This window comes from Sphaerisporangium flaviroseum (assembly GCF_039537005.1).
Classification (GTDB): Bacteria; Actinomycetota; Actinomycetes; order Streptosporangiales; family Streptosporangiaceae; genus Sphaerisporangium; species Sphaerisporangium flaviroseum.
Map to the genome: position 1 here is coordinate 582240 of NZ_BAAAZR010000004.1, position 24975 is coordinate 607214.

General features: G+C 71.3%; 28 protein-coding genes. 12 read left to right on the forward strand and 16 right to left on the reverse strand.

From position 1 onward, the window contains the following. Positions 1-157: 157 nt before the first annotated feature. The 4 genes from ABD810_RS14265 to ABD810_RS14280 are packed head-to-tail and all read right to left on the reverse strand — an operon-like array spanning position 158 to position 2652. Positions 158-868, reverse strand: coding sequence for a TIGR02234 family membrane protein (locus tag ABD810_RS14265; protein WP_344938883.1), 711 nt, complete (start codon positions 866-868; stop codon positions 158-160). Next, positions 865-1209 carry a phosphoribosyl-AMP cyclohydrolase gene (hisI, locus tag ABD810_RS14270; protein ID WP_344938885.1) on the reverse strand — a complete coding sequence of 115 codons (345 nt, stop codon included), beginning with the start codon at positions 1207-1209 and terminating at the stop codon, positions 865-867. The genes ABD810_RS14265 and hisI overlap by 4 nt, the downstream gene beginning before the upstream one ends. Continuing rightward, positions 1199-1921 carry a cache domain-containing protein gene (locus tag ABD810_RS14275; protein ID WP_344938887.1) on the reverse strand — a complete coding sequence of 241 codons (723 nt, stop codon included), beginning with the start codon at positions 1919-1921 and terminating at the stop codon, positions 1199-1201. The genes hisI and ABD810_RS14275 overlap by 11 nt, the downstream gene beginning before the upstream one ends. Positions 1922-1929: 8 nt before the next feature. After that, a complete protein-coding gene (locus ABD810_RS14280) occupies positions 1930-2652 on the reverse strand; it encodes a FadR/GntR family transcriptional regulator (protein ID WP_344938889.1) in 723 nt (240 codons plus the stop codon). 91 nt (positions 2653-2743) lie between these two features. Here ABD810_RS14280 and ABD810_RS14285 point away from each other — a divergent pair, with 91 nt between their 5' ends. The 7 genes from ABD810_RS14285 (at position 2744) to ABD810_RS14315 (ending at position 8634) form a co-directional block, all read left to right on the forward strand. After that, a complete protein-coding gene (locus ABD810_RS14285) occupies positions 2744-3781 on the forward strand; it encodes an ABC transporter ATP-binding protein (RefSeq protein WP_344938891.1) in 1038 nt (345 codons plus the stop codon). An 82-nt stretch (positions 3782-3863) separates the two neighbouring features. Then, positions 3864-5081: an ABC transporter substrate-binding protein gene (locus ABD810_RS14290; protein WP_344938893.1), complete on the forward strand. Its 1218-nt coding sequence runs from the start codon at positions 3864-3866 to the stop codon at positions 5079-5081. Beyond that, a complete protein-coding gene (locus ABD810_RS14295; RefSeq protein WP_344938896.1) occupies positions 5078-6025 on the forward strand; it encodes an ABC transporter permease in 948 nt (315 codons plus the stop codon). The genes ABD810_RS14290 and ABD810_RS14295 overlap by 4 nt, the downstream gene beginning before the upstream one ends. Before the next feature lie 58 nt (positions 6026-6083). Beyond that, positions 6084-6890 carry an ABC transporter permease gene (locus ABD810_RS14300; RefSeq protein WP_344938900.1) on the forward strand — a complete coding sequence of 269 codons (807 nt, stop codon included), beginning with the start codon at positions 6084-6086 and terminating at the stop codon, positions 6888-6890. A gap of 97 nt (positions 6891-6987) precedes the next feature. Continuing rightward, positions 6988-7836, forward strand: a complete 849-nt coding sequence (locus ABD810_RS14305; protein WP_344938902.1) for a helix-turn-helix domain-containing protein — start codon at positions 6988-6990, stop codon at positions 7834-7836. A gap of 139 nt (positions 7837-7975) precedes the next feature. Continuing rightward, positions 7976-8314, forward strand: a complete 339-nt coding sequence (locus ABD810_RS14310) for a hypothetical protein (protein WP_344938905.1) — start codon at positions 7976-7978, stop codon at positions 8312-8314. After that, positions 8311-8634: a hypothetical protein gene (locus tag ABD810_RS14315; RefSeq protein WP_344938908.1), complete on the forward strand. Its 324-nt coding sequence runs from the start codon at positions 8311-8313 to the stop codon at positions 8632-8634. Before ABD810_RS14310 ends, ABD810_RS14315 begins: the two co-directional genes overlap by 4 nt. Positions 8635-8685: 51 nt before the next feature. Here ABD810_RS14315 and ABD810_RS14320 read toward each other — a convergent pair whose 3' ends face one another. Both ABD810_RS14320 and ABD810_RS14325 read right to left on the reverse strand, forming a co-directional pair. Beyond that, complete coding sequence (locus ABD810_RS14320; protein WP_344938912.1) at positions 8686-10485, reverse strand: ABC transporter ATP-binding protein; 1800 nt, start codon at positions 10483-10485, stop codon at positions 8686-8688. After that, positions 10482-12272, reverse strand: coding sequence for an ABC transporter ATP-binding protein (locus ABD810_RS14325; protein WP_344939069.1), 1791 nt, complete (start codon positions 12270-12272; stop codon positions 10482-10484). The genes ABD810_RS14320 and ABD810_RS14325 overlap by 4 nt, the downstream gene beginning before the upstream one ends. Positions 12273-12459: 187 nt before the next feature. Between ABD810_RS14325 and ABD810_RS14330 the strand changes: the two genes are divergently transcribed. Both ABD810_RS14330 and ABD810_RS14335 read left to right on the forward strand, forming a co-directional pair. After that, complete coding sequence (locus ABD810_RS14330; protein ID WP_344938915.1) at positions 12460-13095, forward strand: TIGR03085 family metal-binding protein; 636 nt, start codon at positions 12460-12462, stop codon at positions 13093-13095. Positions 13096-13481: 386 nt separating this feature from the next. Further along, on the forward strand, positions 13482-13643 hold the full coding sequence (locus tag ABD810_RS14335; RefSeq protein ID WP_344938918.1) for a hypothetical protein: 162 nt from the start codon (positions 13482-13484) through the stop codon (positions 13641-13643). Between the two features lie 169 nt (positions 13644-13812). Here the strand turns inward: ABD810_RS14335 and ABD810_RS14340 are convergent, their stop codons facing one another. From ABD810_RS14340 to hisD, 9 genes are all read right to left on the reverse strand, one after another. Next, positions 13813-14928 (reverse strand): LppU/SCO3897 family protein, encoded by a 1116-nt coding sequence (locus ABD810_RS14340; RefSeq protein WP_344938920.1) that lies wholly within the window; start codon positions 14926-14928, stop codon positions 13813-13815. A 155-nt stretch (positions 14929-15083) separates the two neighbouring features. Next, positions 15084-15854, reverse strand: coding sequence for an imidazole glycerol phosphate synthase subunit HisF (gene hisF, locus ABD810_RS14345; protein WP_344938923.1), 771 nt, complete (start codon positions 15852-15854; stop codon positions 15084-15086). Then, entirely contained in the window at positions 15851-16573 is a 723-nt protein-coding gene (gene priA / locus ABD810_RS14350; protein WP_344938926.1) for a bifunctional 1-(5-phosphoribosyl)-5-((5-phosphoribosylamino)methylideneamino)imidazole-4-carboxamide isomerase/phosphoribosylanthranilate isomerase PriA, read from the reverse strand. Before priA ends, hisF begins: the two co-directional genes overlap by 4 nt. A gap of 2 nt (positions 16574-16575) precedes the next feature. Next, on the reverse strand, positions 16576-16914 hold the full coding sequence (locus tag ABD810_RS14355; RefSeq protein ID WP_344938929.1) for a hypothetical protein: 339 nt from the start codon (positions 16912-16914) through the stop codon (positions 16576-16578). 16 nt (positions 16915-16930) lie between these two features. Further along, a complete protein-coding gene (hisH, locus tag ABD810_RS14360; RefSeq protein WP_344938931.1) occupies positions 16931-17575 on the reverse strand; it encodes an imidazole glycerol phosphate synthase subunit HisH in 645 nt (214 codons plus the stop codon). Then, positions 17566-17721, reverse strand: coding sequence for a hypothetical protein (locus tag ABD810_RS14365; RefSeq protein ID WP_344938934.1), 156 nt, complete (start codon positions 17719-17721; stop codon positions 17566-17568). The genes hisH and ABD810_RS14365 overlap by 10 nt, the downstream gene beginning before the upstream one ends. Then, a complete protein-coding gene (hisB, locus tag ABD810_RS14370; protein WP_344938937.1) occupies positions 17718-18338 on the reverse strand; it encodes an imidazoleglycerol-phosphate dehydratase HisB in 621 nt (206 codons plus the stop codon). The genes ABD810_RS14365 and hisB overlap by 4 nt, the downstream gene beginning before the upstream one ends. Continuing rightward, the gene (locus ABD810_RS14375) at positions 18335-19495 is read right to left on the reverse strand and encodes a histidinol-phosphate transaminase (RefSeq protein ID WP_344938940.1); all 1161 of its coding nucleotides are present in this window, start codon (positions 19493-19495) and stop codon (positions 18335-18337) included. The genes hisB and ABD810_RS14375 overlap by 4 nt, the downstream gene beginning before the upstream one ends. Beyond that, positions 19492-20796, reverse strand: a complete 1305-nt coding sequence (gene hisD, locus ABD810_RS14380; protein ID WP_344938943.1) for a histidinol dehydrogenase — start codon at positions 20794-20796, stop codon at positions 19492-19494. Before hisD ends, ABD810_RS14375 begins: the two co-directional genes overlap by 4 nt. 101 nt (positions 20797-20897) lie before the next feature. On the opposite strand from hisD, the gene ybaK reads away from it, so the two are divergent. Together ybaK and ABD810_RS14390 are read left to right on the forward strand one after the other, a co-directional pair. Next, positions 20898-21398, forward strand: coding sequence for a Cys-tRNA(Pro) deacylase (ybaK, locus tag ABD810_RS14385; RefSeq protein ID WP_344938946.1), 501 nt, complete (start codon positions 20898-20900; stop codon positions 21396-21398). Between the two features lie 124 nt (positions 21399-21522). Further along, the gene (locus ABD810_RS14390) at positions 21523-22926 is read left to right on the forward strand and encodes an amidase (protein ID WP_344938950.1); all 1404 of its coding nucleotides are present in this window, start codon (positions 21523-21525) and stop codon (positions 22924-22926) included. On the opposite strand, the gene ABD810_RS14395 is transcribed toward ABD810_RS14390, so the two are convergent. Next, the gene (locus ABD810_RS14395; RefSeq protein WP_344938953.1) at positions 22923-23450 is read right to left on the reverse strand and encodes a hypothetical protein; all 528 of its coding nucleotides are present in this window, start codon (positions 23448-23450) and stop codon (positions 22923-22925) included. The genes ABD810_RS14390 and ABD810_RS14395 overlap by 4 nt on opposite strands. A gap of 116 nt (positions 23451-23566) precedes the next feature. Between ABD810_RS14395 and murA the strand changes: the two genes are divergently transcribed. After that, positions 23567-24871, forward strand: a complete 1305-nt coding sequence (gene murA / locus ABD810_RS14400) for a UDP-N-acetylglucosamine 1-carboxyvinyltransferase (RefSeq protein WP_344938956.1) — start codon at positions 23567-23569, stop codon at positions 24869-24871. The last annotated feature ends 104 nt before the right edge of the window (positions 24872-24975 follow it).

Genomic DNA, 24975 nt, shown 5'->3' on the forward strand with positions numbered 1-24975 from the left:
CGGAAGCACTTTATTCGCCACTTCGTCAATCGGCGAGGAAAGATTTGGAAACCATTCCACGAAGCCGGGGAGCGGCGACACCCGCGATAGCGAGCGTGGCGAGGTCATCCCCCGCGCCGGAGAGCGGGCACGGCGGAGTCCTCCCCCGCCCGGCCGTTCAGCCGTCCCTGCCGCCGTGGTCGTCCGCACCGTGAGGAGCGCGCCGCCCGGCGTCGCCGGCGCGGCCCTCGGTGGGATCGACGCCTCGGTCGAGCGCGTCCCACAGCGCCCGCTCGGCCTGGCCGGGGCGTTCGGCGCGGGCCTTGGGCGGCACGCCGGCCTCGCCGCCCGGCGAGCCGGTGCGCTCGTACCGGTCGGACATGCCTGGCCAGCGGTTCCCCCGCGCCACCGCGACGAGCCCCGCCACCGCGAGGACCAGGCCTCCCGCCGCGGCGGCCCCGGGCCACGCCCAGGTCAGGGACGTGGTCGCCAGGTCCCCGCCGGTCACGGTCGTGCGCTCGGTCGCGGCGGAAACGGTGCGCCCGGAGACCAGCGCCTGCGCCGCACCCACGATGATCCCGCCTCCGAAGAGCGCGATGACGACGCCGATCAGCTTGCGCCACACTCCCTGGGTGGCGAGCACGGCGACCACTGCGGCCAGCGCGGCCAGCGCCAGCGGGCTCAGGAAGGGCGCGATGTCGCCTCCCGCCAGCGCCACGGGCGCCGGGCGGGCACCGGGGGTCTCGCCGCCGAAGCTCACGGTGGCCCAGGTGCGGCCGGAGGCGAACAGGGCGAGCACCGCTCCCAACGCCGCGGCGGCCGGCCAGAGGAGGGTTCGCCGCGTCCCGCCCTTCGGCGGCACGGCCGGCGCGTTCGGGGCCGTGGTCATCCGGAGATCTCCAGCACGTCGGCGTCGAAGCAGGTGCGGTCGCCGGTGTGGCAGGCGGCCCCCACCTGGTCGACCTTGAGCAGGACCGTGTCGCCGTCGCAGTCGAGCGCGACGTGCTTGACCCACTGGACGTGGCCGGAGGTCTCGCCCTTCACCCAGTAGGACCGGCGGCTGCGCGACCAGTAGGTGGCGCGGCCGGTGGTCAGGGTGCGGTGGAGCGCCTCGTCGTCCATCCACGCGAGCATCAGCACCTCACCGGTGTCGTGCTGCTGTACGACCGCCGGCACCAGCCCCTCAGCGGTGCGCTTGAGGCGGCCGGCGATCTTCTGATCAAGAGGCATGGGGCAATTCTGCCGCAACGAGGCGCAGGGGCAGGTCACCGCAGGGGTATGCCCTGAAACCGGTCGCGCCCCGGTAGACCGATCCCGCGAGCCACCTGGCCGTCGTGGAGGCCACCACGCGCCCCGAGGCGTTGACCAGGAAGGCCGGTGCCGGGATGCGCCGCAGGGCGGGGGTCACGGCGCGCTCGAACGCCCGCACGAGCACGTCCGCCGCCGCCACCCCGATGAAGACGCCCTCCACCACCACCGGCACCGACAGCGTCAGGCTGTACTCGTCGGTGCACAGGTAGTCGACGTAGGGGCCGCAGACGGTGCGCTCGGCCCCCGAGCGCGGCCCGGCGAACCAGTCCCAGTGGGTGTAGTCGTAGAAGGCGCTGCTCGCGGGGTTCAGGTCGCGGAGCAGTTGCACCGGGGCGCCACCGGGGTTGTCCTGCCACCATTCGAGATACCAGTGCGCGTCGGCCAGCAGGCCGGGGGCGGCGATGAATCCGATGCCCGCGATGAGCGCGCCGAGATGCCGGGACAGCAGCGGCCGCAGCGCCGCCAGGTCGCCGCTCACCGGCCCGCGCCCGCCGCGCCGTGCCGTGAGTATCTGTGCGGTGGCGGTGCTCACCTCACGCAGGGCGTGGAAGACCGTGCCGGTGGTGTCGCTCACGGTGAGGCAGGCACGGGTGACGCCCGCCCCAGCCTCGTCCTCAACCTTCGTGACCATGATCCTGTTTACGTTTCGAGGAGCCGGAGCTCGATGAGATGCTCGACGGCGTCGAGCACGTGCCGCTCGGCCACATCGCGCGCCTCGCCGGCGTCGCCGCGCTGGACGGCCTCGGCGATGGCCCGGTGCTCCGCCATCATCTCATCGTGCCTGGTCGTGCCCGAACGGGAAAGCCAGAGCAATGGTCCGATGTCAGCCTGTAACCGGATCTCCTCCTGGGTGAGCCGCGCCGACTGGGACGCCGCCGCCAGCTCGATGTGGAAGCGGCCCTCGACGCGTGCGCGGCGGGCGTCCGACGTCGTGGCCATCTCGTCGATGGATCTCCACAGGGGTGCGACGTCCTGCTCCAGCGACCGCTGCGCCGCCAGGCGGGCCGCGGCACCGGCGATGGCGGTGTAGTGGTCCCCGAGGTCACGCAGGTCTCCGACGGAGTACGCGCGCAGCCGTCCCTCGAACTCGGCGACGGACGGGTCAGCGGGTACCCGGACGAAGCTGCCGCCGCCCCGGCCACGCCGGGTCTCGACGAGATCGCGCTGCCGGAGCGCCATGAGGGCCTCGCGAAGGGTCACCGTGGAGACGCCGAGCCGGCCGGCCAGCTGGGCCTCGCTGGGGAGCTGCTCTCCGTCGGCCAGCAGCCCGAGGGCGATCGCGTCGGCGAGACGGCGCACGACGGCGTCGACCCGGGCGGTGCTGTCGACCGGGGAGAAGACGGCGAGGTGAGCGGTGTTCATGCCGTGCTCTCTCCCTCTACCGTGGCGGTTTACCACCTTGATACCGGATCGTGCATTGTCACGAAACATTTAACCCCATATGTTTTCCTTCATGCCAGATCATAATGTGGCGGTACGGCTGCGTGGCCTGCGCAAAAGCTTCGGTCCCGTAGAAGCCGTCGCCGGCGTCGACCTCGAGATCGCCGACGGCGAGTTCTTCGCGATGCTCGGCCCGTCCGGGTCGGGCAAGACGACCGTCCTCCGGATGATCGCGGGCTTCGAGTCGCCCACCGCCGGCACGGTCGAACTCGGCGGTCGCGACGTCACCCGGCTCGCGCCCTTCGAACGGGACGTCAACACCGTCTTCCAGGACTACGCGCTGTTCCCGCACATGAACGTGCTCGACAACGTGGAGTACGGCCTCCGGGTCAAGAAGGTCGGCAGGGCCGAGCGGCGGGAGCGGGCGATCGAGGCCCTGGAGTCGGTCCGCCTGCGAGGGTTCGAGAAGCGGCGGCCCGGCCAGCTCTCCGGCGGCCAGCGCCAGCGCGTCGCGCTGGCGAGGGCCCTGGTCAACCGGCCCCGCGTGCTGCTGCTCGACGAACCGCTCGGCGCCCTCGACCTGAAGTTGCGCGAGGAGATGCAGGTCGAGCTGAAGGCGATCCAGCGCAAGGCCGGGATCACCTTCCTGTTCGTCACGCACGACCAGGAGGAGGCCCTCACCATGAGCGACCGGATCGCCGTGTTCGACGAGGGCAGGATCGAGCAGGTCGGCTCGCCGGCGGAGGTCTACGAGCGGCCCTCCACGCCGTTCGTGGCCGGGTTCGTCGGCACCTCCAACCTGATCTCGGGCGAGGCGGCGAAGGCCGTCCTCGGCAAGGAGGGCACCTTCAGCGTCCGCCCGGAGAAGCTCCACCTCGTACTGGACCTGGACGCCCCCGTCGGCGGCGAGGAGCACAGCGCGACCGGCACGGTCGCCGAGGTGGTGTACGCCGGGGCGGCGACCCGGTTCGTCGTCGACCTCGACGCGGGCGGCCGGCTGATGGTCCTCCAGCAGAACCTCGAAGTCTCCTCCATGGAAGTGACGGGCCTGCGCGGCGGGCGCGTCCGGCTCGTCTGGAACCGCCGCCACGAGTTCGCCGTCGCGTCCTGACGATCGTCCCCTCATCCTCACGGCTCCACCCGCGCCTCACCCCCCGTCCGGCGCTTCGCTCGACCCCTCAAGGAGAGACACCATGCGCTCCACCCGACTCGTGATCGCCACCGCCGCGCTGGCGCTGGCCGCCACCGCCTGCGGTGGCGGCTCCACCGGCGCCTCATCCGGAGGCGGCGGTACGGCCGCCCCCGGCCAGAGCGGGTTCACCCCGCCCAAGATGGAGGCGCAGAAGAGCCTCGGCGCGAGCGAGGGACAGGTCAACCTCGTCGCCTGGGCCGGTTACGCCGAGGACGGCTCCAACGACCCCAAGGTCGACTGGGTGCATCCCTTCGAGCAGGCCAGCGGGTGCAAGGTCAACACCAAGACCGCCGGGACCTCCGACGAGATGGTGAACCTGATGAAGACCGGCGAGTACGACGCCGTGTCCGCGTCCGGCGACGCGTCGCTGCGCCTGATCGCCTCCGGGACGGTGGCCCCGGTCAACACCGATCTGGTCCCCAACTACAAGAACGTGTTCGAGGGCCTCAAGCTCAAGCCGTGGAACTCGGTCGGCGGCGTCGCCTACGGCGTGCCGCACGGCCGGGGCGCCAACCTGCTCATGTGGCGTACCGACAAGGTCACCCCGGCTCCGGACTCCTGGAGCGTGGTGTTCGACCCGGCCTCGCCCTACAAGGGCAGGCTGACGGCCTACGACTCCCCCATCTACATCGCCGACGCCGCGCTCTACCTGATGGCCACCAAGCCCGAACTGGGCATCAAGGACCCCTACGCGCTGGACGACAAGCAGTTCCAGGCGGCGGTCGACCTGCTGAAGGCGCAGAAGCAGAACATCGGCGAGTACTGGTCGGACTACACCAAGGCGGTGCAGGCCTTCAAGAGCGGCGACACGGTGGCCGGCACCACGTGGCAGGTCATCGCCAACCTGGTCACGGCGGACAAGGCGCCGGTGAAGGCGACGCTGCCCAAGGAAGGCTCCACCGGCTGGTCGGACACCTGGATGGTCGCGGCCAAGGCCGCCCACCCCAACTGCGCCTACAAGTGGCTCGACTGGATCATCTCGCCGAAGGCCAACGCCCAGGTGGCCGAGTGGTTCGGTGAGGCGCCCTCCAACTCCGAGTCCTGCGCGCTGACCGCCGACAAGGGCTTCTGCGACACCTACCACGCCACCGACGAGGAGTACTTCTCCAAGGTGCACTTCTGGACCACCCCGATCGCCCAGTGCCTCGACGGCCGTACGGACGTCAAGTGCAAGGACTACTCGGAGTGGACCCGGGCGTGGACGGAGATCAAGGGGTGAGCGAACCCACTCAGGGGACGCCGGCGGGTCCGGCGTCCCCTCCCGGGAGGCAGGGCCAGAGGGCCGCGTCCCCGCCCGGAGAGCAGGGCAGGGGGGCCGCGCGCCCCGGCCCGCGCCGCCGGCTCGCCGCCGCGCTGCACCGGCACGCCGGGGTACGGCTGTCGCTGCTGCTGTCGGCGCCGCTGGCCTGGCTCGGCATCGCTTACCTGGGCGCGCTGGCCGCCCTGTTCGTCACCGCGTTCTGGACCACCGACACCTTCACCGGCGACCTGGTAAGGACGTTCACCTGGGTCAACTTCCAGGACCTGGTCACCATCGAGGTCTACCGGACGGTCGCGCTGCGCTCGCTGGGCGTCGCGGTCGCGGTGACGCTGATCGACATGGTGATCGCCTTCCCGATGGCCTTCGCGATGGCGAAGCTGGCCTCGCCGCGCACCCAGCGGTGGCTGGTCATCGCGGTCCTGACCCCGCTGTGGGCCTCCTACCTGGTCAAGGCGTACGCCTGGCGGGTGATGCTGTCGTCGGACGGCCTGCTCGGCTGGGGATACGGGCTGACGGCGACCATCGTGACCCTGTCGTACCTGTGGCTGCCGTACATGATCCTGCCGATCTACGCGGGGCTGGAGCGCCTGCCGAACTCCCTGCTGGACGCGGCCGGCGACCTCGGCGCGCGGGGCTGGCGGACCTTCCGCACGGTCGTGTGGCCGCTGACGTTCCCGGCGATCATGGCGGGCTCGGTTTTCACGTTCTCGCTGTCACTGGGCGACTACATCGCCGTGAAGATCGTCGGAGGGAGGAGCCAGCTCATCGGGAACGTGGTGTACGACAACATCGGCGCCGCCAACAACCTGCCGTTCGCCGCGGCCGTGGCGACGATCCCGGTCGTGATCATGCTGGTGTACCTGGCCGCCGTACGCCGTACCGGAGCGCTGGAGAGCCTGTGACCCGCGCACCCCTTCCCTTCGCGCGCACTTCCCCCGACCCGGTGGACCGGAGGCCCTGGTGAACCTGTCCCGTACGGCACGGCTGGCGCTCCGCCTGGCACTGGCCCTCGGCCTGGGTGTGATCTACGTGCCGCTGGCCATCGTGCTGCTGAACTCCTTCAACGCCGACCGGACCTTCGCCTGGCCGCCGACCGGGTTCACCACCCGGTGGTGGAGCACCGCCTGGAACTCCTCGGGCGTGCGCGACGCGCTGTGGACCTCGATCCAGGCCGCAGCGGGGGCCACCGCGATCGCGCTGGTCCTCGGCACGATGGCGGCCTTCGCCGTCCAGCGCTACCGGTTCTTCGGCCGGGACGGCGTCTCGCTGCTCATCGTGCTGCCCATCGCGCTGCCCGGCATCGTCACCGGCATCGCGCTCAACAACGCCTTCCGCACGGCCCTCGAACCGTTCGGCGTCGGCCTCGGGCTGTTCACCGTGATCGTGGGCCACGCGACGTTCTGCGTGGTGACCGTGCACAACAACGTGCTGGCCCGGCTGCGCCGCATGGGCCTGAACCTCGAGGAGGCCTCGGCCGACCTGGGCGCGGACACCTTCACGACCTTCCGCCTCGTGACGTTCCCGATGATGCGGTCCGCGCTGCTCGCGGGCGGTCTGCTGGCGTTCGCCCTGTCGTTCGACGAGATCATCGTGACGACGTTCACGGCCGGAGCGGGGGTCAAGACGCTGCCGATCTGGATCTTCGAGAACCTGTTCCGCCCGAACCAGGCGCCGGTGGTCAACGTGGTCGCCGCGGCGCTCATCGTCTTCTCGGTGGTCCCGATCTACCTCGCCCAGCGCCTCTCCGGCTCGACGAGCACCCACTGAGGAGTTCGAGCAACATCGCGCAACATAGGGGGATGGCGAGAAACCTTCGGGTTACCTTGGCGATGTCAGCGACGTAGCGACCGAAAAGGCGGCCCCCATGCCCTCGTCGCGCATCACCGAAGCGAAGGGAATCCTCGCCGCGCGGCTCCGTGAGATCCGCAGCGAGGCCAGCCTGACCGGCCGCACCCTGGCCTCCGCGGCCGGCTGGCACTACTCCAAGGTATCCAAGATCGAGCATGCCGCGCAGATGCCCAACGAGTCCGACATCAGGGTGTGGTGCCGGGTCTGCGACGCCGAGGAGTACGTCGTCGACCTGATAGCGGCCGTGCGCAACATCGACTCGATGTACACCGAGTGGCGGCGGCTGGAGACCACGGGCCTGCGCCACGTGCAGGAGTCCTTCCAGCCGCTCTACCGCGACACCCAGCAGTTCAGGGTCTTCCAGCACTCGGCGGTCCCCGGGCTGCTCCAGACCCCCGGCTACGCCCGCGCGCATCTGCGGGCGATCATCGAGTTCCGCGGCATCCCCGACGACCTGGACGCCGCGGTCGCCGCCCGCCTCGCGCAGCAGGAGGTGCTCACGGCCGGGGGCAAGCGGTTCATGTTCATCATCGGCGAGCAGGCGCTGCGCACCCCGATGTGCGAGCCGGAGGGGATGGTCGCCCAGCTCGACCGGCTGGCCCGGATCACGACCAACATGCCGCAACTCAGCTTCGGCGTGATCCCGGCGACGGCGCGACCGTCCATCATGCCGCCAGAAAATTTCTGGATATATGACGATAATCAGGTCAGGGTCGACACGGTCCCCGGCCAGTTCCGCATCAAGGCCCCCACCGACGTGGCGCTGTACGAGAGGGCGTTCACCAAACTCGCCGAGGCGGCCGTCTATGGTCAGGCGGTACGCGACCTGATCAGCGCGACGTCGGCCGGATTGCGAGGAACCTGAAGCAACTTCGTTGATCCAGCGACAAGCGGGCACCTAGCCTCACGGGCAACGCACTCCGTGGCGACACGGGCCGTGGCCCGTCTCGCACGGCCACCACCAGTCAGGCGGGACCAGTCGGCGCGCCGGTGAGGAGCGACCCGTGCTCGTCTTCCACATCGAGGCCGCGTCCCTCGTGGGCCGCCGGCCCACGGCGGCGGTCCGGCAGGTCGCCGAGGACCTGAGGGCCTCCCTCGCCCGCAGGGACATCCCGGCGTACGTCTACTTCCTGGAGGACGGCCAGGCCGCCGTCTCCCTGCGGCAGGGCCTGCTGGCCCGCGTCGACGGCCGCATCATCTGGTGGACCAGCCCGCACCCCAGCCGCCGGGGCGGCACCCTGCGGACGTTCGCCTTCGCTCCCGCCACCGCCGCCGCCCGCCTGGCCGAGCACTACGCGACCCTGCGCGCACGGCAGTCCCCAGCAGACCGGAGCCGCCCATGACGAGCACCGACAGGTTCACAAGCACGACGGCCGCCGACGAGCTCACGACGACGGCGATCACCCACCTGCAGGAACTGGGAGACCACCTCCAGGCGCGAGGCCTGCACGTGCGCGTCGGAACGACCTCCAACGGGATCCCCCAGCTCATCGTGGTCAGCACGACGGTGCCCACACTGTCCGAAGTGATCTTCGCCGCGCCCCGCCAGGGAAGCTGGTGGTACTGGTGGTCGTGGGCCGAGCGCATCGCCTCGGTCGACGAGCTGCCCACGACCGTGACCCGCGTCTGCCAGGCGCTGACCCCCGTCCGCCGCCACGAGTGACCGCGCGGCGGCCGGCCGCAGTGCGGTGCACCCCGCTCCGCGGCCCCCCGGTCACGAGGTCCTGGCCGCCGAGGACCACGAGGCGTAGAGGTCGGCGTAGACGCCGTCCTGCCGCACCAGCTCGGCGTGCGGCCCGCGCTGGACGATACGGCCGTGCTCGAACACCAGCACCTCGTCCGCGGCCTCGGCGGTGGACAGGCGATGGGCGATCGAGACGGCCGTACGGCCCCGGGTGACCCCGTCGAGCGCCCGCGCCAGCCGTACTTCGGTGGCGGGGTCGACCGCGGAGGTCGCCTCGTCCAGCAGGAGCAGGTCGGGGTCGGCGAGGTAGGCCCTGGCGAGGGCGACAAGCTGGCGCTCCCCCGCCGACAGCGACTCACCGCGCTGGCCCACGGGGGTGGACAGGCCCGAGGGAAGTCCTTCGAGCCAGTCGGTCAGGCCGAGCTCGGTCATGGCCAGGCCGATGTCGTCGTCGGTCGCCGAGGGCCGCCCGTAGCGGATGTTGTCGGCCAGCGAACCGTCGAACAGGAAACCGTCCTGCGGGACCATGACGATCCGCTCCCGCAGCGAGGAGAACCGCACCGCGCGCAGGTCGGCCCCGTCGACCAGGACCCGCCCGGAAGTCGGGTCCATCAGCCGGGTCAGCAGCTTGGCGAAGGTGGTCTTGCCCGATCCGGTCTCGCCCACGACCGCGATCCGGGTGCGGGGCGCGATCTCCACCGAGACCCCGTGCAGGACGGGAGGGCCGTCCGGATAGTGGAAGCCGACGTTCTGGAAGGCCACCGTGATCGAGCCGCGCGGCAGCGTCACGCCGGCCTCGCCGGGGTCGGCGACGTCCGCCGGGGTGTCCAGCACGCCGAGGACCCGCCGCCATCCGGCGACGGCGTTCTGCGCGTCGTTGAGCACCTCGGTCGCGGTCTGCAGCGGGCTGATGAACAGCGTGATCAGGAACAGGAACGCGACCAGCCGCCCGGCGGAGATCGTGCCGCCGATGCCGAGCTCGACGCCCAGCAGCACCACCCCGGCGATCGCCAGCGCGCCCACCAGCTCGGTGATCGGGAAGGTGAACGCGATGATCTTCTGTGCCCGGGTCTGCGCCTTCTGGTGGGCGTCGACGGCGGCGTCGATGCGGCGGGCGGTGCGCGCCTCCGAGCCGTACGCGCGGATCACCGCGCTGCCGACCACGGACTCGCTGACGGCCGCCAGCATGTCGCCGGTGCGCTCGCGGACCTGGGTGTAGGCGCGCGCGACCCAGCGCTGGAACCTCGGGAGCGCGATGACCAGCGGCAGGAAGCAGCCCCAGACCACCAGCGCGAGCTGCCAGGAGTAGATGGCCATCAGCACGCTGGCGACCAGGAGCTGACCGATCGAGATGAGGACCATGAGGCCCCCCCACTGCATGAACGTGCTGATCTGGTCCACGTCGCTGGTGACCCTGGAGACCAGCGCGCCGCGCCGCTCGGTGTTCTGGGTGAGCACCGACAGGTCGTGGACGTGCCGGAAACCCTTGCCCCGCAGCGAGGCGAGTCCCGACTCGGTCGAGCGGTACAGGCGGACGTTCATGAGGTAGCCGCACAGCGCCGTCAGCAGCACCGCGACGGCGCAGAGGACGACGGCTTGGGTGATGAACGGCATGTCCGGCGTGCCGTCCCTCAGCCCGCGGTCGATGACCTGCTGGACCGCGATGGGGACGATCACCTTGCCGAGCGTGGCGAACACCGCCAGGACCAGCGTCCCGGCCAGGCCGACCCGGAACTCCGGCGACAGCTCGAGGCCCCGCCGGAAGGTCCCGAGGGCCGAGCGATCCTCCACCCGCAAGGTCGTGCTTCGCTCTTCCACCTGCGACGTCATGCCACGATCTCCTCGTCGGCGCCGAGCGCCGCACGCTCGGCCTCTTCACGTTCGTAGGCGGTGACGAGGTTGCGGTATCCCTCGCACCGGGCGAGCAACCGGTCATGGGTGCCGCGGTCGGTGACCCTGCCGTGGTCCAGGAAGACCACCTCGTCGGCCAGGGCGATCGTCGCCATCCGGTAGGCGACCACGATCACCGTGGAGTCGGGTGACCCCTCCCGCAGTCCGTGCAGGATCCTGCCCTCCACCTGCGCGTCCACGCTGGAGGTCGAGTCGTCGAGTATGAGCAGGCGTGGGCTCCTGACCAGGGCCCGCGCCAGCGCCAGCCGCTGCCGCTGGCCTCCCGACAGCGTCGCGCCGCGCTCGCCCACCCGCGTGTCCAGGCCCTTGGGCAGCGCGCTCACGAACCCTTCCGCCTGTGCCAGGCGCAGGGCCGCCCAGACCTTCTCGTCGGGTACGTGCCGGTCGCCGTCCGTCCCGAGGGCCAGGTTGCCGCGCACGGTGTCGTCGAACAGGAAGGTCTGCTGCGGGACGAGGGAGACGACCCCGCTGAGCTCGCCCTGCGCGACGTCGCGGAGGTCGGTGCCGTCGAGGAGCACCTGGCCCGCGTCGGGGTCGATGAGCCGGACCAGAAGCTGGGTCAGCGTGGACTTCCCCGAGCCGGTGGGGCCGACGATCGCGACGATGCGGCCGGGCTCGGCCTCGAAGTCGATCCCCGACAGCACCGGCGCGTCCGGGGAGTAGCCGTAGCGCAGACCGCGCACCTCCAGCCGTGCGGGGCCGCTCGATTCCAGGCGGGCGGCGCCGAACTCCATCGAGCCGGAGGCGTTGAGCACGTCCTGCACGCGCGTCCAGCCGACGACGCTGCGCGGCAGTTCGGCGAGCACCCAGCCCAGCGCGCGAATGGGGAACGCGAGCAGCGTGAACAGGTAGGACACCTGGATCAGCTCGCCGGACGACACGTCGCCCGCGGCCAGCCGGATCGAGCCGAACAGCAGCACCGCCAGCACGCCCAGGGTCGGGAGCGCCTCCAGCAACGGGTCGAACAGGCCGCGGATGCGGCCCACGGCGATGTTGGCGTCGCGAAGCTCGTCGGCCTTGGCCTGGAAGCGGGCGGCCTCGGCGTCCTCTCTGCCGAGGGTCTTGACGACCAGCGCCCCGTCGAAGCTCTCGTGCGCGATCTCGCTGACCTCGGCGCGCAGTTGCTGCGCTCGCATCACCAGGGGCGAGATCCTGCGCTGGTAGACCAGGTTCAGCACCGCGATAGCCGGAAATATCAGGAAACCGATGAGGGCGAGCACCGGGTCGATGAGCAGGATCGCGGCGGCCGCGGTCACCAGCATCACCACCACGCCGACGGCCATGGGCAGCGGGGCCAGCGGAGCCCAGGCGGCCTCGGTGTCGGAGCTCGCGTTGGACAGCAGCTGGCCCGTGGGATGGCGGTGGTGCCAGGCGAGCGGCAGGCGCAGGTACTGGCGGGTGACCTCACGCCGCGACCTCGCCTGCATGCGGTACTGCATCACGCCCGCGAGCACCCGGCGACCGATCACCCCCGCGGCCTTCAGCACCGCGACGCCCATGATCAGCAGAGCGGCGGTCAGCAGGGTGCCGGTGGTCGCGTGCCCCTCACGGAAGGCGGGCAGCACGGCGTGCTCGGTCGCCCAGCCGAGCGCCCACGAGGAACCGACGGTCATGATGCCGTAGACGGCGCTCGACACCACCGCACCGGTGAAGATGCCGGGCTCGGTCCTGATGGCGTGCCCGACGACACGGAGTCCCTGGCGCATGACGGTGGGGCTGTGATCGCGCTCGCTCGGCACGCGGGGGATCCTCTCAACGGGGGGACAGGTCTGACCTGTCTTACGGCAGAACGGGGACTTCTCTGCCTCAATGCCTATCAAACCCAGCAAGCCATTTATTCCCACACGTACCGGGATCGAGGCAGCACGGGACCTCCCTTGTAAGGTCGGCAGGGTGACGCACGCACGCGCTGAGCGCGCAGAGTTTTCCGACCTTCTCGACCGTCTGGGACCGGACGCGCCGACCTTGTGCGAGGGGTGGACCACCGCCGACCTCGCCGCCCACATCGTGGTGCGCGAGCGCCGGCCGGACGCCGCCATCGGCGTCGCGCTGAAGCCCTTCGCGGGCTACACCAAGTCCGTGCAGGACGCACTCAAGAACGGGAAGAGCTACCGGGAGCTCGTCGACGACGTGCGCCAGGGCCCGCCCAGGTTCTCGCCGTACGGCCTGGTCCCGGGCCTCGACGCGCTCGTCAACACGCTGGAGCTCTTCATCCACCACGAGGACATCCGGAGGGCACAGCCCGGCTGGGATCCGCGCGAGCTGCCCGCCGACCTGGAGGAGACCATCTGGAAGCGGGTCTCCAGCGGCGCGCGGCTGATGCTGCGCAGGTCCCCGGTCGGCGTGGTGCTACGGCATCCCGATGGGCGGCGCGTGGGAGGCAAGAAGGCCGAGCCGCACGTCGTCGTGACCGGCGAGCCCGCCGAGCTGCTGCTGTTCGCGTTCGGCAGGCAGGACCACGCCCGGGTGACCTACGAGGGTGACCAGACCGCGATAGACCAGGTGCGTACGGCCAAGCTCGGCATGTGACCGCGCGTCCCGCCGTTCACCGATTAGGACCTGCACCATCACCGGCGACGCGGGCCGGTTGGGCCAGGGTGGGGTGACGGTGCTGGTCCTACGGCGGCGCCTGGCGGTCGTGTGTACGAGCGGCACCGCGACGGCACGGTCTCCGCGCCCGCAGCCGGGCCACCGGATGCGGAACTCGCCGAGGGTGCGCGTTCGTTCCTGGAGATACCACACTGCGGACATCCGCCTACAGATCCGTCGGGACTACAGGGATCTAGGCGATAGCGGTATGGGGCGGTCATGCCCTGGCTATGATCATTCCAGGGTCACCATGTGACCGATTCCGGAGATCGGGCACTCCGCGCTTCGGGTAGGACCACGTCACTGGAACCACGGGAAGGCAATCCATGAAGTCCAAGAAGGTGCTTCTCTACCTTGTCATCGCCTTCGCGGTCTTCTACCTGTACTCCCGGCCCGCCGAGGCGGCCACGGCGGTGAAGGGCATGTTCGACGGCATCAGTTCCGGCGCCGGACAGCTGGCCCTGTTCTTCTCGAAATTGTTCGCCTGACCGCCGCTCGCCCCAAGAAGCCGGTGAGGCGAGCCGGTGACTCCGCGTCGGCGGGGTGGCCGCCGGGCCACACCCTCGTCGATCATCGGTGACCGGGCTCGCCCGTCATCCCCGTAAGCGGTGACCCGAGGGTCGACCGCGCTTCACCATGCCCCCGAGCACGGCGGGATCACTTCTTCGCGGGGACCAGGCACAGGACCCAGCCGACGCCACCCGTCTTGGGACCCTCCCAGTACGCCGAGGTGACCTTCTCGTCCCGGCACATCTTGAGGGACTTGTCGGCGTCGAACTGCGCCTCGGTCTTGCCGTTGACCTTCTGGGACACCTTCCACTCCACCGTGGCCTCCTTGCAGTCGACCACCTTCAGGCTGTTCTTGTCCTGCCCGGCCATGCAGTCGCCCACGTGGGCGATGCGGGGAGCTCCGCTGACCTGGTCGCCCACGGCGCCGACGCCCTCGCGGACCGCGAACACACCACCGATCTTGACGATGGCGATGATCATGAAGACGCCGATCGTGCCGAGCACGCCGATGATCTTGCCGCTGGACTTCTTCTTGGCCGGGGCCTCGGCGCCCTGCCACTGTCCGCCAGAGGCCGCCTGCTGCGCGTAGGGGTCCTGCGCCTGACCGGAGTGGGCACCGTACTGCTGCTGATAGGGGTCCTGGCCCTGCTGCGGCGCCTGCTGCCGGTAGGCGTCCTGGGTCTGCCCGGCATAGGCGCCCTGTGCGGCGTCGGCGCCCTGCTGCCCGGCATAGGCGCCCTGCCTGTCGTAGGGAGCCTGGGTCTGGCCGGCGTACGGGGACTGCTCCTGGTAGGGGCTCTGGGCCTGGCCGGGGTATCCCTGACCGCCGCCCGCCTGCCCCGGGTAGGTCTGACCCGGGTAGGTCTGACCCGAGCCGGTCTGCCCCGGGTAGGTCTGGCCCGTGCCGGTCTGACCGGGGTAGGTCTGGCCGGGATAGGTCTGCTGCCCTGGGTATGCCTGGCCGCCGTAGCCCTGGCCGCCCGTCCCCTGACCCTGGTAGGCGTGGGCGCCGGTTCCCTGGCCTTGGCCGGTGTAGGGAGCCTGCTGGTAACCCTCCCGCGATCGGTCGCCGCCGTACGGCGAGCCGGCCTGCTGCCCGTAGGCGCCCTGGTCGGGGTAGGCCCCCTGCTGCTGAGCCTCCTGCTGGTAGGACGGACCCTGGTTGTACTGGTCCGCACCCTGCGGGTAGCCATGGTTCGGCGGATGGCCCTGCGAGGGTTGATACGGAGAACCCCCCTGCTGGGGGGTGGATGGAGTAGTCACGGATGATCCTTGTGGTCTGCGACGACGTCGAGGGAAACCCGCACGACCGTAGCGGATCATCAGCCACTTTTGTGTTACATTCCACCATCCAAGCTGGTTTGGACCGATCCCACTTTGGGAAAGGTGTGTCCCCCTTCTTCGCGCCGGTGAGGCCGCTATCGCACAGGATGGCCGGCGGCGCGCAGGGCGTCCTTGACGTCGGAGATCCTCAACTCCCCGAAGTGGAAGACGCTGGCGGCCAGGACGGCGTCGGCGCCCGCCTCGACGGCCGGAGGGAAGTCCTCCAGCGCTCCCGCGCCGCCGCTCGCGATGACCGGCACGGTCACGGCCTTGCGCACGGCGCGGATCATCTCCAGGTCGTACCCGTCCTTGGTGCCGTCGCCGTCCATGGAGTTCAGCAGGATCTCGCCGACCCCGAGTTCCTGGCCGCGGCGCGCCCACTCGACGGCGTCGATGCCCGTGCCCCGGCGACCGCCGTGGGTGGTGACCTCGAAACCGGACGGGGTGGGCGGGCCGTCCACCACCCGCCGGGCGTCTACCGACAGCACGACACACTGCGCGCCGAACCGGCGGGACGCCTCGGTCAGCAGCTCGGGGCGGGTGATGGCGGCGGTGTTCAAGGAGACCTTGTCCGCGCCGGCGCGCAGCAGACGGTCGACGTCGTCGGCCGATCGCACTCCCCCGCCCACGGTCAGCGGGATGAACACCTGCTCGGCCGTGCGGCGGACCACGTCGAACATGGTCTCCCGGTCGCCGGAGGAGGCGGTGATGTCGAGGAACGTCAGCTCGTCGGCGCCCTCGGCGTCATAACGCCGGGCCAGCTCGACGGGGTCACCGGCGTCCCTGAGGTTCTCGAAGTTGACCCCCTTGACGACGCGCCCGGCGTCGACGTCGAGGCAGGGGATCACGCGCACGGCGACGCTCATGTGCCCACCGCCGCGAGAGCCTCCTGCAGCGTGAACGCCTGGGCGTACAGCGCCTTGCCCACGATGGCGCCCTCCACCCCGTACGGGACCAGCGTCGACAGCGCGCGCAGGTCGTCGAGCGAGGAGACCCCGCCGCTGGCGATCACCGGCCTGTCGGTGCGGGCGCACACCTGGCGGAGCAGGTCGAGGTTGGGACCGCGCAGGGTGCCGTCCTTGGTGACGTCGGTGAGCACGTAGCGCGGGCAGCCGTCCGACTCCAGCCGGTCGAGCACCTCCCACAGGTCGCCGCCCTCCTTGGTCCAGCCCCGGGCGGCCAGCGTGGTGCCCCGCACGTCGAGGCCGACCGCGATGCGGTCGCCATGCTCAGCGATGATCTTGGAGCACCAGGCGGGGTCCTCCAGGGCGGCGGTGCCGATGTTCACGCGCCTGCAGCCCGTGGCGAGCGCGGCGGCGAGCGACGCGTCGTCGCGGATGCCGCCGGACAGCTCCACGTCGACGTCCAGCGCACCCACGACCGAGGCCAGCAGCTCGCGGTTGGATCCGCGGCCGAATGCGGCGTCGAGGTCGACCAGATGGACCCACTCGGCACCCGCCTGCTGCCACGCCAGGGCGGCGGCGAGCGGGTCGCCGTAGGAGGTCTCCGTACCCGCCTCGCCCTGAACGAGGCGCACGGCCTGGCCATCCGCGACGTCCACTGCGGGCAACAGCACCAGCGACATTGTTAGGACCTCCGGTCGAATACGACGGTGATGAGCATCGGGACGAGCAAAAGGGACAGCACCAGGACCCCGAGCCTGGCGGCCCACCCGCTGAGCAGGAGCCAGGCGACGACCTGGACGAGCACGAAGAGCACCGCGACGACGGCGTTCTGCGCCCGCTGGCGCCGGGCGATCAGGCCGCCCTGCCGCGCCACCCGCACCGGCCGCGGCAGCACCGCGACCAGCCGGTTGCGCAGCTCGCGCCTCCTGGCCATCCGCGCCTCGCGCTCGGCGCGCACGGCGGCCTGCCGCGCCTGCTCGGCTTCCCGCTCGGCACGGCGGCGGGCGCGTTCCTTGCTCACCGAGCACCCGCCGAGCTCACAGCGTGCCGAGCCAGTTCTTCAGCAGGGCGGCGCCCGCGTCGCCGGACTTCTCCGGGTGGAACTGGGTGGCCATCAGCGGCCCGTTCTCCACCGCCGCGACGAACGGCACGCCGTGCTCGGCCCAGGTGACCAGCGGCTGGGCGAAACCCGGACCGGCCTCCAGATCGAACTTGCGCACGCCGTACGAGTGGACGAAGTAGAACCGCGTGGCGGGGTCGAGCCCGGCGAACAGCACCGACCCCTCGGGCGCCTGGACGGTGTTCCACCCCATGTGCGGCAGGACGGGCGCGTCGAGCCGCTCGACGACGCCCGGCCACTCACCGCAGCCCTCGTCGCGCCCGAGGCCGTCCTCGCGGTGCTCGGCGCCCTCCGCGAAGAGGATCTGCATGCCGACGCAGATGCCGAGGACGGGACGGCCGCCGGCCAGGCGGCGGCCGATGATCTGGTCGCCGCGCACGGCCTTCAGCCCGGCCATGCAGGCGGAGAAGGCCCCGACGCCGGGGACCACGAGGCCGCCGGCCTCCATCGCCACGTCGAAGTCGGCGGTCACGGTCACGTCGGCACCGGCACGGGCGAGCGCCCGCTCGGCGGAGCGCAGGTTGCCCGAGCCGTAGTCGAGGACGACGACGTTCACCACCACATCACCCCCGCGGTGATCGCGAGCGCGGCGCCGACGCCGAGCACGACGGCGCCGGCCCTCATGCCCTGCTTCAGGAAGGAGAAGACCCCACCGACCATGAAGAGCCCAATGAAGATCATCGCGACCGCGGTCCAGTTGGAGCTCATAGGACGCCCTTGGTGCTGGGCACGCCGACCGCGCGCGGGTCACGCTCCGTCGCCTCGCGCAGCGCGCGGGCCAGGGCCTTGAACTGCGCCTCGACGATGTGATGGGCGTTGCGCCCGTACGGCACGCGGACGTGCAGGCAGATCGCGGCCTGCGCGACGAACGACTCGAGGATGTGCCGGGTGAGGGTCGTGTCGTATTCGGGGCCGATCATCGGCGCCATGCCCTCGGGCTCGGCGTGCACCAGATAGGGCCGGCCGGACAGGTCGACCGTGACCTCGGCCAGGGACTCGTCGAGCGGGCACGAGGCGCTGCCGAACCGCCGCAGGCCGGACTTGTCGCCCAGGGCCTCGCGGAAGGCGGCCCCCAGCGCGAGCGCGGTGTCCTCGATGGTGTGGTGGGAGTCGATGTGCAGGTCGCCGTCGGTCTTCACGGTCAGGTCGAACAGGCCGTGCTTGCCGAGCTGGGCGAGCATGTGGTCGAAGAAGCCGACGCCGGTGGACACCTCGACCTGGCCGGTGCCGTCCAGGTCGACCTCCACCAGCACCGAGGTCTCCTTGGTCGTACGCTCGGCGCGGCCGACCCGCGGCCGCGGCTCGCCTACGGCAGGACTGGTCACAGGATTCCCTCCAGATCGTCGCGTCCGGATCCTCCCGGCGCGGTGATTACCTCGCAGACGGCCAGCGCTTCGGACATGGCCCCGCGGAACGCCGCCATCTCCTCCGCCGTCCCGATGGAGACGCGCAGCCACTCGGGCGGCCCGACCTCGCGGATCAGCACTCCGCGCTCGACCAGCGCCTCCCAGACCGCGTGGCGGTCGGGGAACCGGCCGAACAGCACGAAGTTGGCGTCGGAGTCGGCGACGGACAGGCCTCGCTCCCTGAGCCAGCCCACGCAGGCGTCGCGCTCGGCACGCAGCCGGTCGACGGTGCCGAGCAGCTCGCCGCGGTGCGCGACCGCGACCCGCGCCGCCGCCTGGGTCAGCGTCGACAGGTGGTAGGGCAGGCGCACGAGCAGCAGAGCCTCGATCACCGCCGGGTCGGCCGCGAGGTAGCCGAGCCGGGTGCCGGCCATGGCGAACGCCTTGGACATGGTGCGGGTGACGATCAGACGGGGATTGCCCGCCAGCAGGGTCAGCGCGCTCGGCGTGCCGGTGCGGGCGAATTCGAAGTACGCCTCGTCGACCACGACCATGCCGGGCGCCGCCTCGGCCACCCGCTCGATGACCCCCAGCGGCAGGGCCGTGCCCGTCGGGTTGTTGGGACTGGTCAGGAAGACGATGTCGGGGCGGTGCTCCTCGATCGCGGCGATGGCCTTGCCCGGGTCGATACCGAAATCGTCCTCGCGGGCGCCGGAGATCCACCTGGTGGCGGTGCCCGTGGTGATGATCGGATGCATGGAGTACGACGGCTCGAAGCCGAGCGCCGACCTCCCAGGGCCGCCGAACGCCTGAAGGATCTGCTGGAGCACCTCGTTGGAGCCGTTGGCGGCCCAGACCCGGTCGGCCGCGAGGCCGTGGCCGAGGTAGGCCGCGAGGTCCGCGCGCAGCGCCAGGACTTCCCTGTCGGGGTAGCGGTTCAGCTCGGAGGCGTCACGGCGCACGGCCTCCGCCAGGTCGGCGACCAGGCCTGGCGAGGGCGGGTAGGGGTTCTCGTTGGTGTTCAGCAGGACCGGCACGTCGATCTGGGGCGCGCCGTACGGCGAGCGCCCGCGCAGGTCGTCGCGGATCGGCAGATCGTCGAGCCGCGTCACGCCCGAACGCTCCACGGGCGTCATCGTGATCCCCCGCCGAACCTGGCCCGGATGGCCGCGCCGTGGGCGGGCAGATCCTCCGCCTCGGAAAGGGCGTAGACGTGCGCCGCCGCCTCCTCCAGGGCTTCTCGGGTGTAGTCGACCACGTGGACGCCGCGCAGGAAGGTCTGCACCGACAGCCCCGAGGAGTGGCAGGCGCAGCCACCGGTGGGCAGCACGTGGTTGGAGCCGGCGAGGTAGTCGCCCAGGGACACCGGGGCGTAGGGGCCGATGAAGACGGCGCCGGCGTTGCGGACCCTGGCGGCGACCTCGCGGGCGTCGGCCGTCTGGATCTCCAGGTGCTCGGCGGCGTAGGCCTCGACGACCCGGATGCCGTCGTCGAGGCTGGACACGAGCACGATGCCCGACTGCCGGCCGGCGAGCGCCTCGGCGATGCGCTCGGAGTGGCGCGTGGCGGCGACCTGCCCGGGCAGCTCCTTCTCGACCGCCTCGGCGAGCTTCTCGCTGGTGGTCACGAGCACCGCGGCGGCGATCACATCGTGCTCGGCCTGGCTGATCAGGTCCGCGGCGACGTGGACCGGGTCGGCGGTGTCGTCGGCGAGGACGGCGATCTCGGTCGGGCCTGCCTCGGAGTCGATGCCGATGCGCCCCTTGAGCAGGCGCTTGGCCGCGGCGACCCAGATGTTGCCCGGGCCGGTGACCATGCGGACCGGAGGGCACTCCTCGGTGCCGTAGGCGAACATCGCCACGGCCTGCGCGCCGCCGACGGCGTACACCTCCTCGACGCCGAGCAGCGCGCACGCGGCCAGGATCGTCGGATGGGGCAGCCCGCCGAACTCGGCCTGCGGCGGGGAGGAGACCGCCAGGGAGGGCACCCCGGCCTCCTGCGCGGGCACGACGTTCATCACGACACTCGACGGGTAGACCGCGCGGCCACCCGGGACGTACAGCCCGACCCGGTCGACCGGGACCCATCGCTCGGTGACCGTGCCGCCGGGAACGACCTGCGTGGTCGTGTCGGTCCTGCGCTGGTCGCGGTGGACCAGGCGGGCGCGGCGGATCGACTCCTCAAGGGCGGCGCGCACGGCCGGGGCCAGCTCCTCAAGCGCGGCGGCGATGGCCGGCGCGGGCACGCGGGTGGAGGCGAGCTCGACACCGTCGAACCGGGCGGTCAGCTCCCGCAGCGCCGCCACTCCCCTATGGCGCACGTCGTCGCAAATGAGCCGCACCTTGGAGAGGGCGGCCTCGACGTCGAGCTCGGCACGGGGCAGCACGTCGCGCAGGTTCTCCGGAAGGGACCCGCGCAGGTCGATACGGGATATCACCGGACCAGTCTACGGAGGGTGGCACCCCGATCCGGCTCCAGTCCGCCATTCGGACGGCCGCTTTACGTTGTAGATTTTAACCTGCCGTTAAGCTGGGGGCCGTGAGCAAGACGAAAAGCAGGGGAGGCCAGGGCACTCCCGCCACCGTGGCGCTGGTCAAGGCCGGGGTCGGCTTCGTCCTTCATCCCTACGATCACGATCCCGACGCCCAGGCGTACGGCGAGGAGGCCGCCGACGCGCTCGGCCTGCCGTATGAGCGGATCTTCAAGACCCTGGTCGCCGAGGTGGAGACCGGGCTCGCGGTCGCGGTCGTGCCCGTCTCGGGCAAGCTCGACCTGAAGGCCCTCGCCGCCGCCCTGGGCGGCAAGCGCGCCGCGATGGCCGACGCGGCCAAGGTCGAACGGGTCACCGGCTACGTCGTCGGCGGCATCAGCCCGCTGGGCCAGCGCAAGGCACTGCCCACCGTGATCGACGCCTCGGCACTGGAGTTCGAGACGATCTTCTTCTCGGCCGGCCGGCGCGGGCTGCAGATCGAGACCGACCCCGCCGAACTGGCCCGGCTCACCCGCGCGGTCACCGCGCCCATCGGCAGGCCCGCCTGACCGCGCTTGGCAACCCTTGCCGTCGCCTTCCGGCGAATCGGGTCGCCAGACTGGCACCACCTGCCAGAAGACCCGGCCCGGAGGAACCGGCCGGGGACCGGCCCGCGTGCCCGAAGGAGCAAGAGTGACCGAGTTGTTCTATCTGTCCGCCACCGAGATGCTCGGCCTCCTGCGCGCCCGGCAGATCAGCGCGGTGGAGCTGACCGAGGCGCATCTGCGGCGGATCGACGAGGTCAACGGCCAGGTCAACGCGGTGGTCACGCTGGTCGCCGACCAGGCGCTCGCGGAGGCGCGCGTGCTGGACGACGACCTCGCCCGCGGCCACTGGCGGGGCCCGCTGCACGGCCTGCCCATCGCCTACAAGGACCTGACGGACACCGCCGGCATCCGCACGACGTACGGCTCGCCGATCTACGCCGGCCACGTGCCCGACACCGACGCCCTGGTGGTCCGGCGCGCCCGCGCGGCCGGGGCGATCACGGTGGGCAAGACCAACACGCCGGAGTTCGGCACCGGCTCGCACACCGTCAACGAGGTGTTCGGCCCGACCCGCAATCCCTACGACCTCACCCGGAGCGCGGGGGGCAGCAGCGGCGGGGCCGCCGCCGCGCTGGCCTCGGGCATGGTGCCGCTGGCCGACGGCTCGGACATGGGCGGATCACTGCGCAACCCCGCCTCCTTCTGCAACGTGGTGGGGCTGCGGCCGACCCCGGGCCGGGTGCCGGACGCCTCCGAGATCGCGGCCTGGTTCAGCCTCAGCGTCTCCGGCCCGATGGCGAGGACCGTGGGCGACGCCGCCCTGATGATGAGCGTCATATCCGGGTTCGCCCCCACCTCCCCGTTCGCGATCCGCGAGGACGGCTCCGGCTTCGCCGGGTCGCTCGAATGCGACGTCGCGGCTCTGCGAGTGGCCTGGAGCCCCAACCTCGGCGGGCTGCCCGTGGACCCGGAGACGGCCGCCGTGACGGCGCGGGCGCCGGAGGTGCTGTCCGGCCTCGGCGCCAAGGTGGAGCAGGTCCGGCTCGACCTCTCCGATGCCGAGGACGCCTTCCGCACCTACCGGGCCTGGCACTACGCGAACGCCTTCGGCGACCTGCCGGCCGACCGGCTCGGCCCGAACGTCGCCTGGAACGTCGAGCAGGGGCGCGCGGTGACCGGAGCGGACCTCGCCCGGGCCGAGCGCCTGCGCAGCGGGCTGTTCCAGCGCATGAACGCCTTCTTCGACACCTTCGACATCCTGATCGCCCCGGTCAGCCAGGTGCCGCCCTTCCCCATCGGCCGGCCCTACGTCACCGAGGTCGCCGGCACGCCGATGCCCGACTACCTGGCGTGGATGCGCTCGGCGTACTGGATCACCATGCTGCACGCCCCCGCGGCGTCGGTCCCATGCGGGTTCACCCCGGGCGGCCTGCCCGTCGGCGTGCAGATCGTGGGACGGCCGTGGGCCGACCTCACGGTGCTCAAGGTCGCCCACGCCTTCGAACGGGCGACCGGCCACGGGGCCAGGCGCCCCGCGCTCGGCGGCTAGAAGCCGGCGTCGCGGGACTCGCCTGCGTAGGGCTTGCGCAGCGGCGACTCGCGGTAGCCGTCGACCGATTCGAGGATCCCGAAGACCGCGACCGCCACCACGGCCCAGCTCAGCAGCACTCCGTACGCCGTGAGCCCGAGCACGTTGACCGTGGAGCCGATGCCGCCCGAGCCCGGGGCCGCCGCCTGGACGGACGAGCCGTTGAACGAGGTGCCGACCAGGAGCGTGAGGTACCCGGCGAGCAGGCCGCCGCCCGCCAGCCCGGCGAGCAGGGCGATCGGCCGCCCCTTGCGGGAGATCAGGTAGGCGCCGATGCCGCACGCCAGCCCGGCCACCCCGGTGATGACGGCGAACCAGCCGTCCGCCGCGATCAGCGACTGGGTGGTCGGATCGGTCAGCGCCGGGCCCGACCTGGTGATGACGTACGGCGTCCGGGGGGCGATCGCCGACCACAGGAACCCCGCGAGGACCCCCATGAGGGCCAGCACGACGATGGTCAGCCCCATGTCCCGCAGATGCCGCACCCGATCACCTCACCTGTCGCGCGTCCCAGCACCAGCGTGCGGATCCGCATATGTTACCGAGCGAGCCCTCCCACCGCGCCTTCGGCCACGCCCGCCGCACGGTTAGGCTGTCCCCCGTGAGTGAAGAGGTATGGCTGATCGAGTCGTCCGGACCTCTGCGGGGGGACGTCGAAGTACGCGGCTCCAAGAACGCGGTGTCCAAGCACATGGTCGCCGCGATGCTGGGCAGCGGCCCGAGCACGCTGCACAACGCCCCAGAGGTGGGCGAGGTCGGCATCACCGCCGCGATGCTCGAAGCCCTCGGCATCGAGGTCGACATCAACCAGGGCGAGATCACCCTGGAGCGCGGGCCGGAGATCCGCCCGCGGGTGCCGGACGCCTTCACCGGGCTCAACCGCATTCCGATCCTGATGCTCGGCCCGCTGCTGCACCTCGCCGGTGAGGCGTTCGTCCCGCTCGTCGGCGGCGACCCCATCGGCAGGCGGCCCGTGAACTTCCACGTCGAGGCGCTGCGGGCGATGGGCGCCGAGATCGAGGTGGGCGACACGGGCATCGTCGCCAAGGCGACCCGGCTGCGCGGCACCCGCATCGAGCTGCCCTATCCCAGCGTCGGCGCGACCGAGACGATCCTGCTGTCGGCCGTGCTCGCCGAGGGCAAGACCGTCATCAAGGGCGCGGCCACCGAGCCCGAGGTGGTGGAGCTGGCGCTGTTCCTGCAGCGCATGGGCGCGCGCATCGAGCTCAGCCCCGACCGCCGCATCGTCATCGAAGGCGTCGAGCGGCTGCGCGGCGCCTCCACCTGGCTCGCGGGCGACCGCATCGAGGCGTTCTCCTACCTGGTGGCCGGGCTCATCACCGGAGGCGAGGTCCGGGTGCACGGCTGCCCGCAGGACCGGCTCGTCACCGCCATCACCACCCTCGCCCGCATGGGCGCCCAGTTCGACATCACCGACGACTGGCTGACGGCCTCCGCGCCCGACGGCCTGCGCGCCGCCGCCGTGCAGACCGACACCCACCCCGGTTTCATGACCGACTGGCAGACGCCGCTGATGGTCCTGTTCACGCAGGCCGAGGGCATGTCGGTCCTGCACGAGACCGTCTTCGAGAACCGTCTGGTCTACGTGCCCGCCCTGCAGAAGATGGGCTGCGAGATCGAGATCTTCGACGTGTGCCTGGGCGGGCCCGCGTGCCGCTACCACGACACCAACGCCCGGCACTCCGCGGTGGTCAGGGGTGTGTCCAAGCTCCGGGGCGCCGACGTCACCCTGCCCGACATCCGCGCCGGGTTCTCGGGCGTGCTCGCCGCGGCCGTCGCCGAGGGCACCTCGACGCTGCGCGGCGTCCACCACATCGAGCGCGGATACCACCGCGTTTTCGACCAGTTCACCTCACTTGGGTTGAAGATCAACCGGGAAGCGTAAAGATTTCCGCGAAGAGCGTTTGCCGACGTTCTCGCGGTCGCACTTTTATCCCGTGACCTCGGGATCCGACGGCCGCCGAACACCCGGCGGCCAGTCCACGCAGC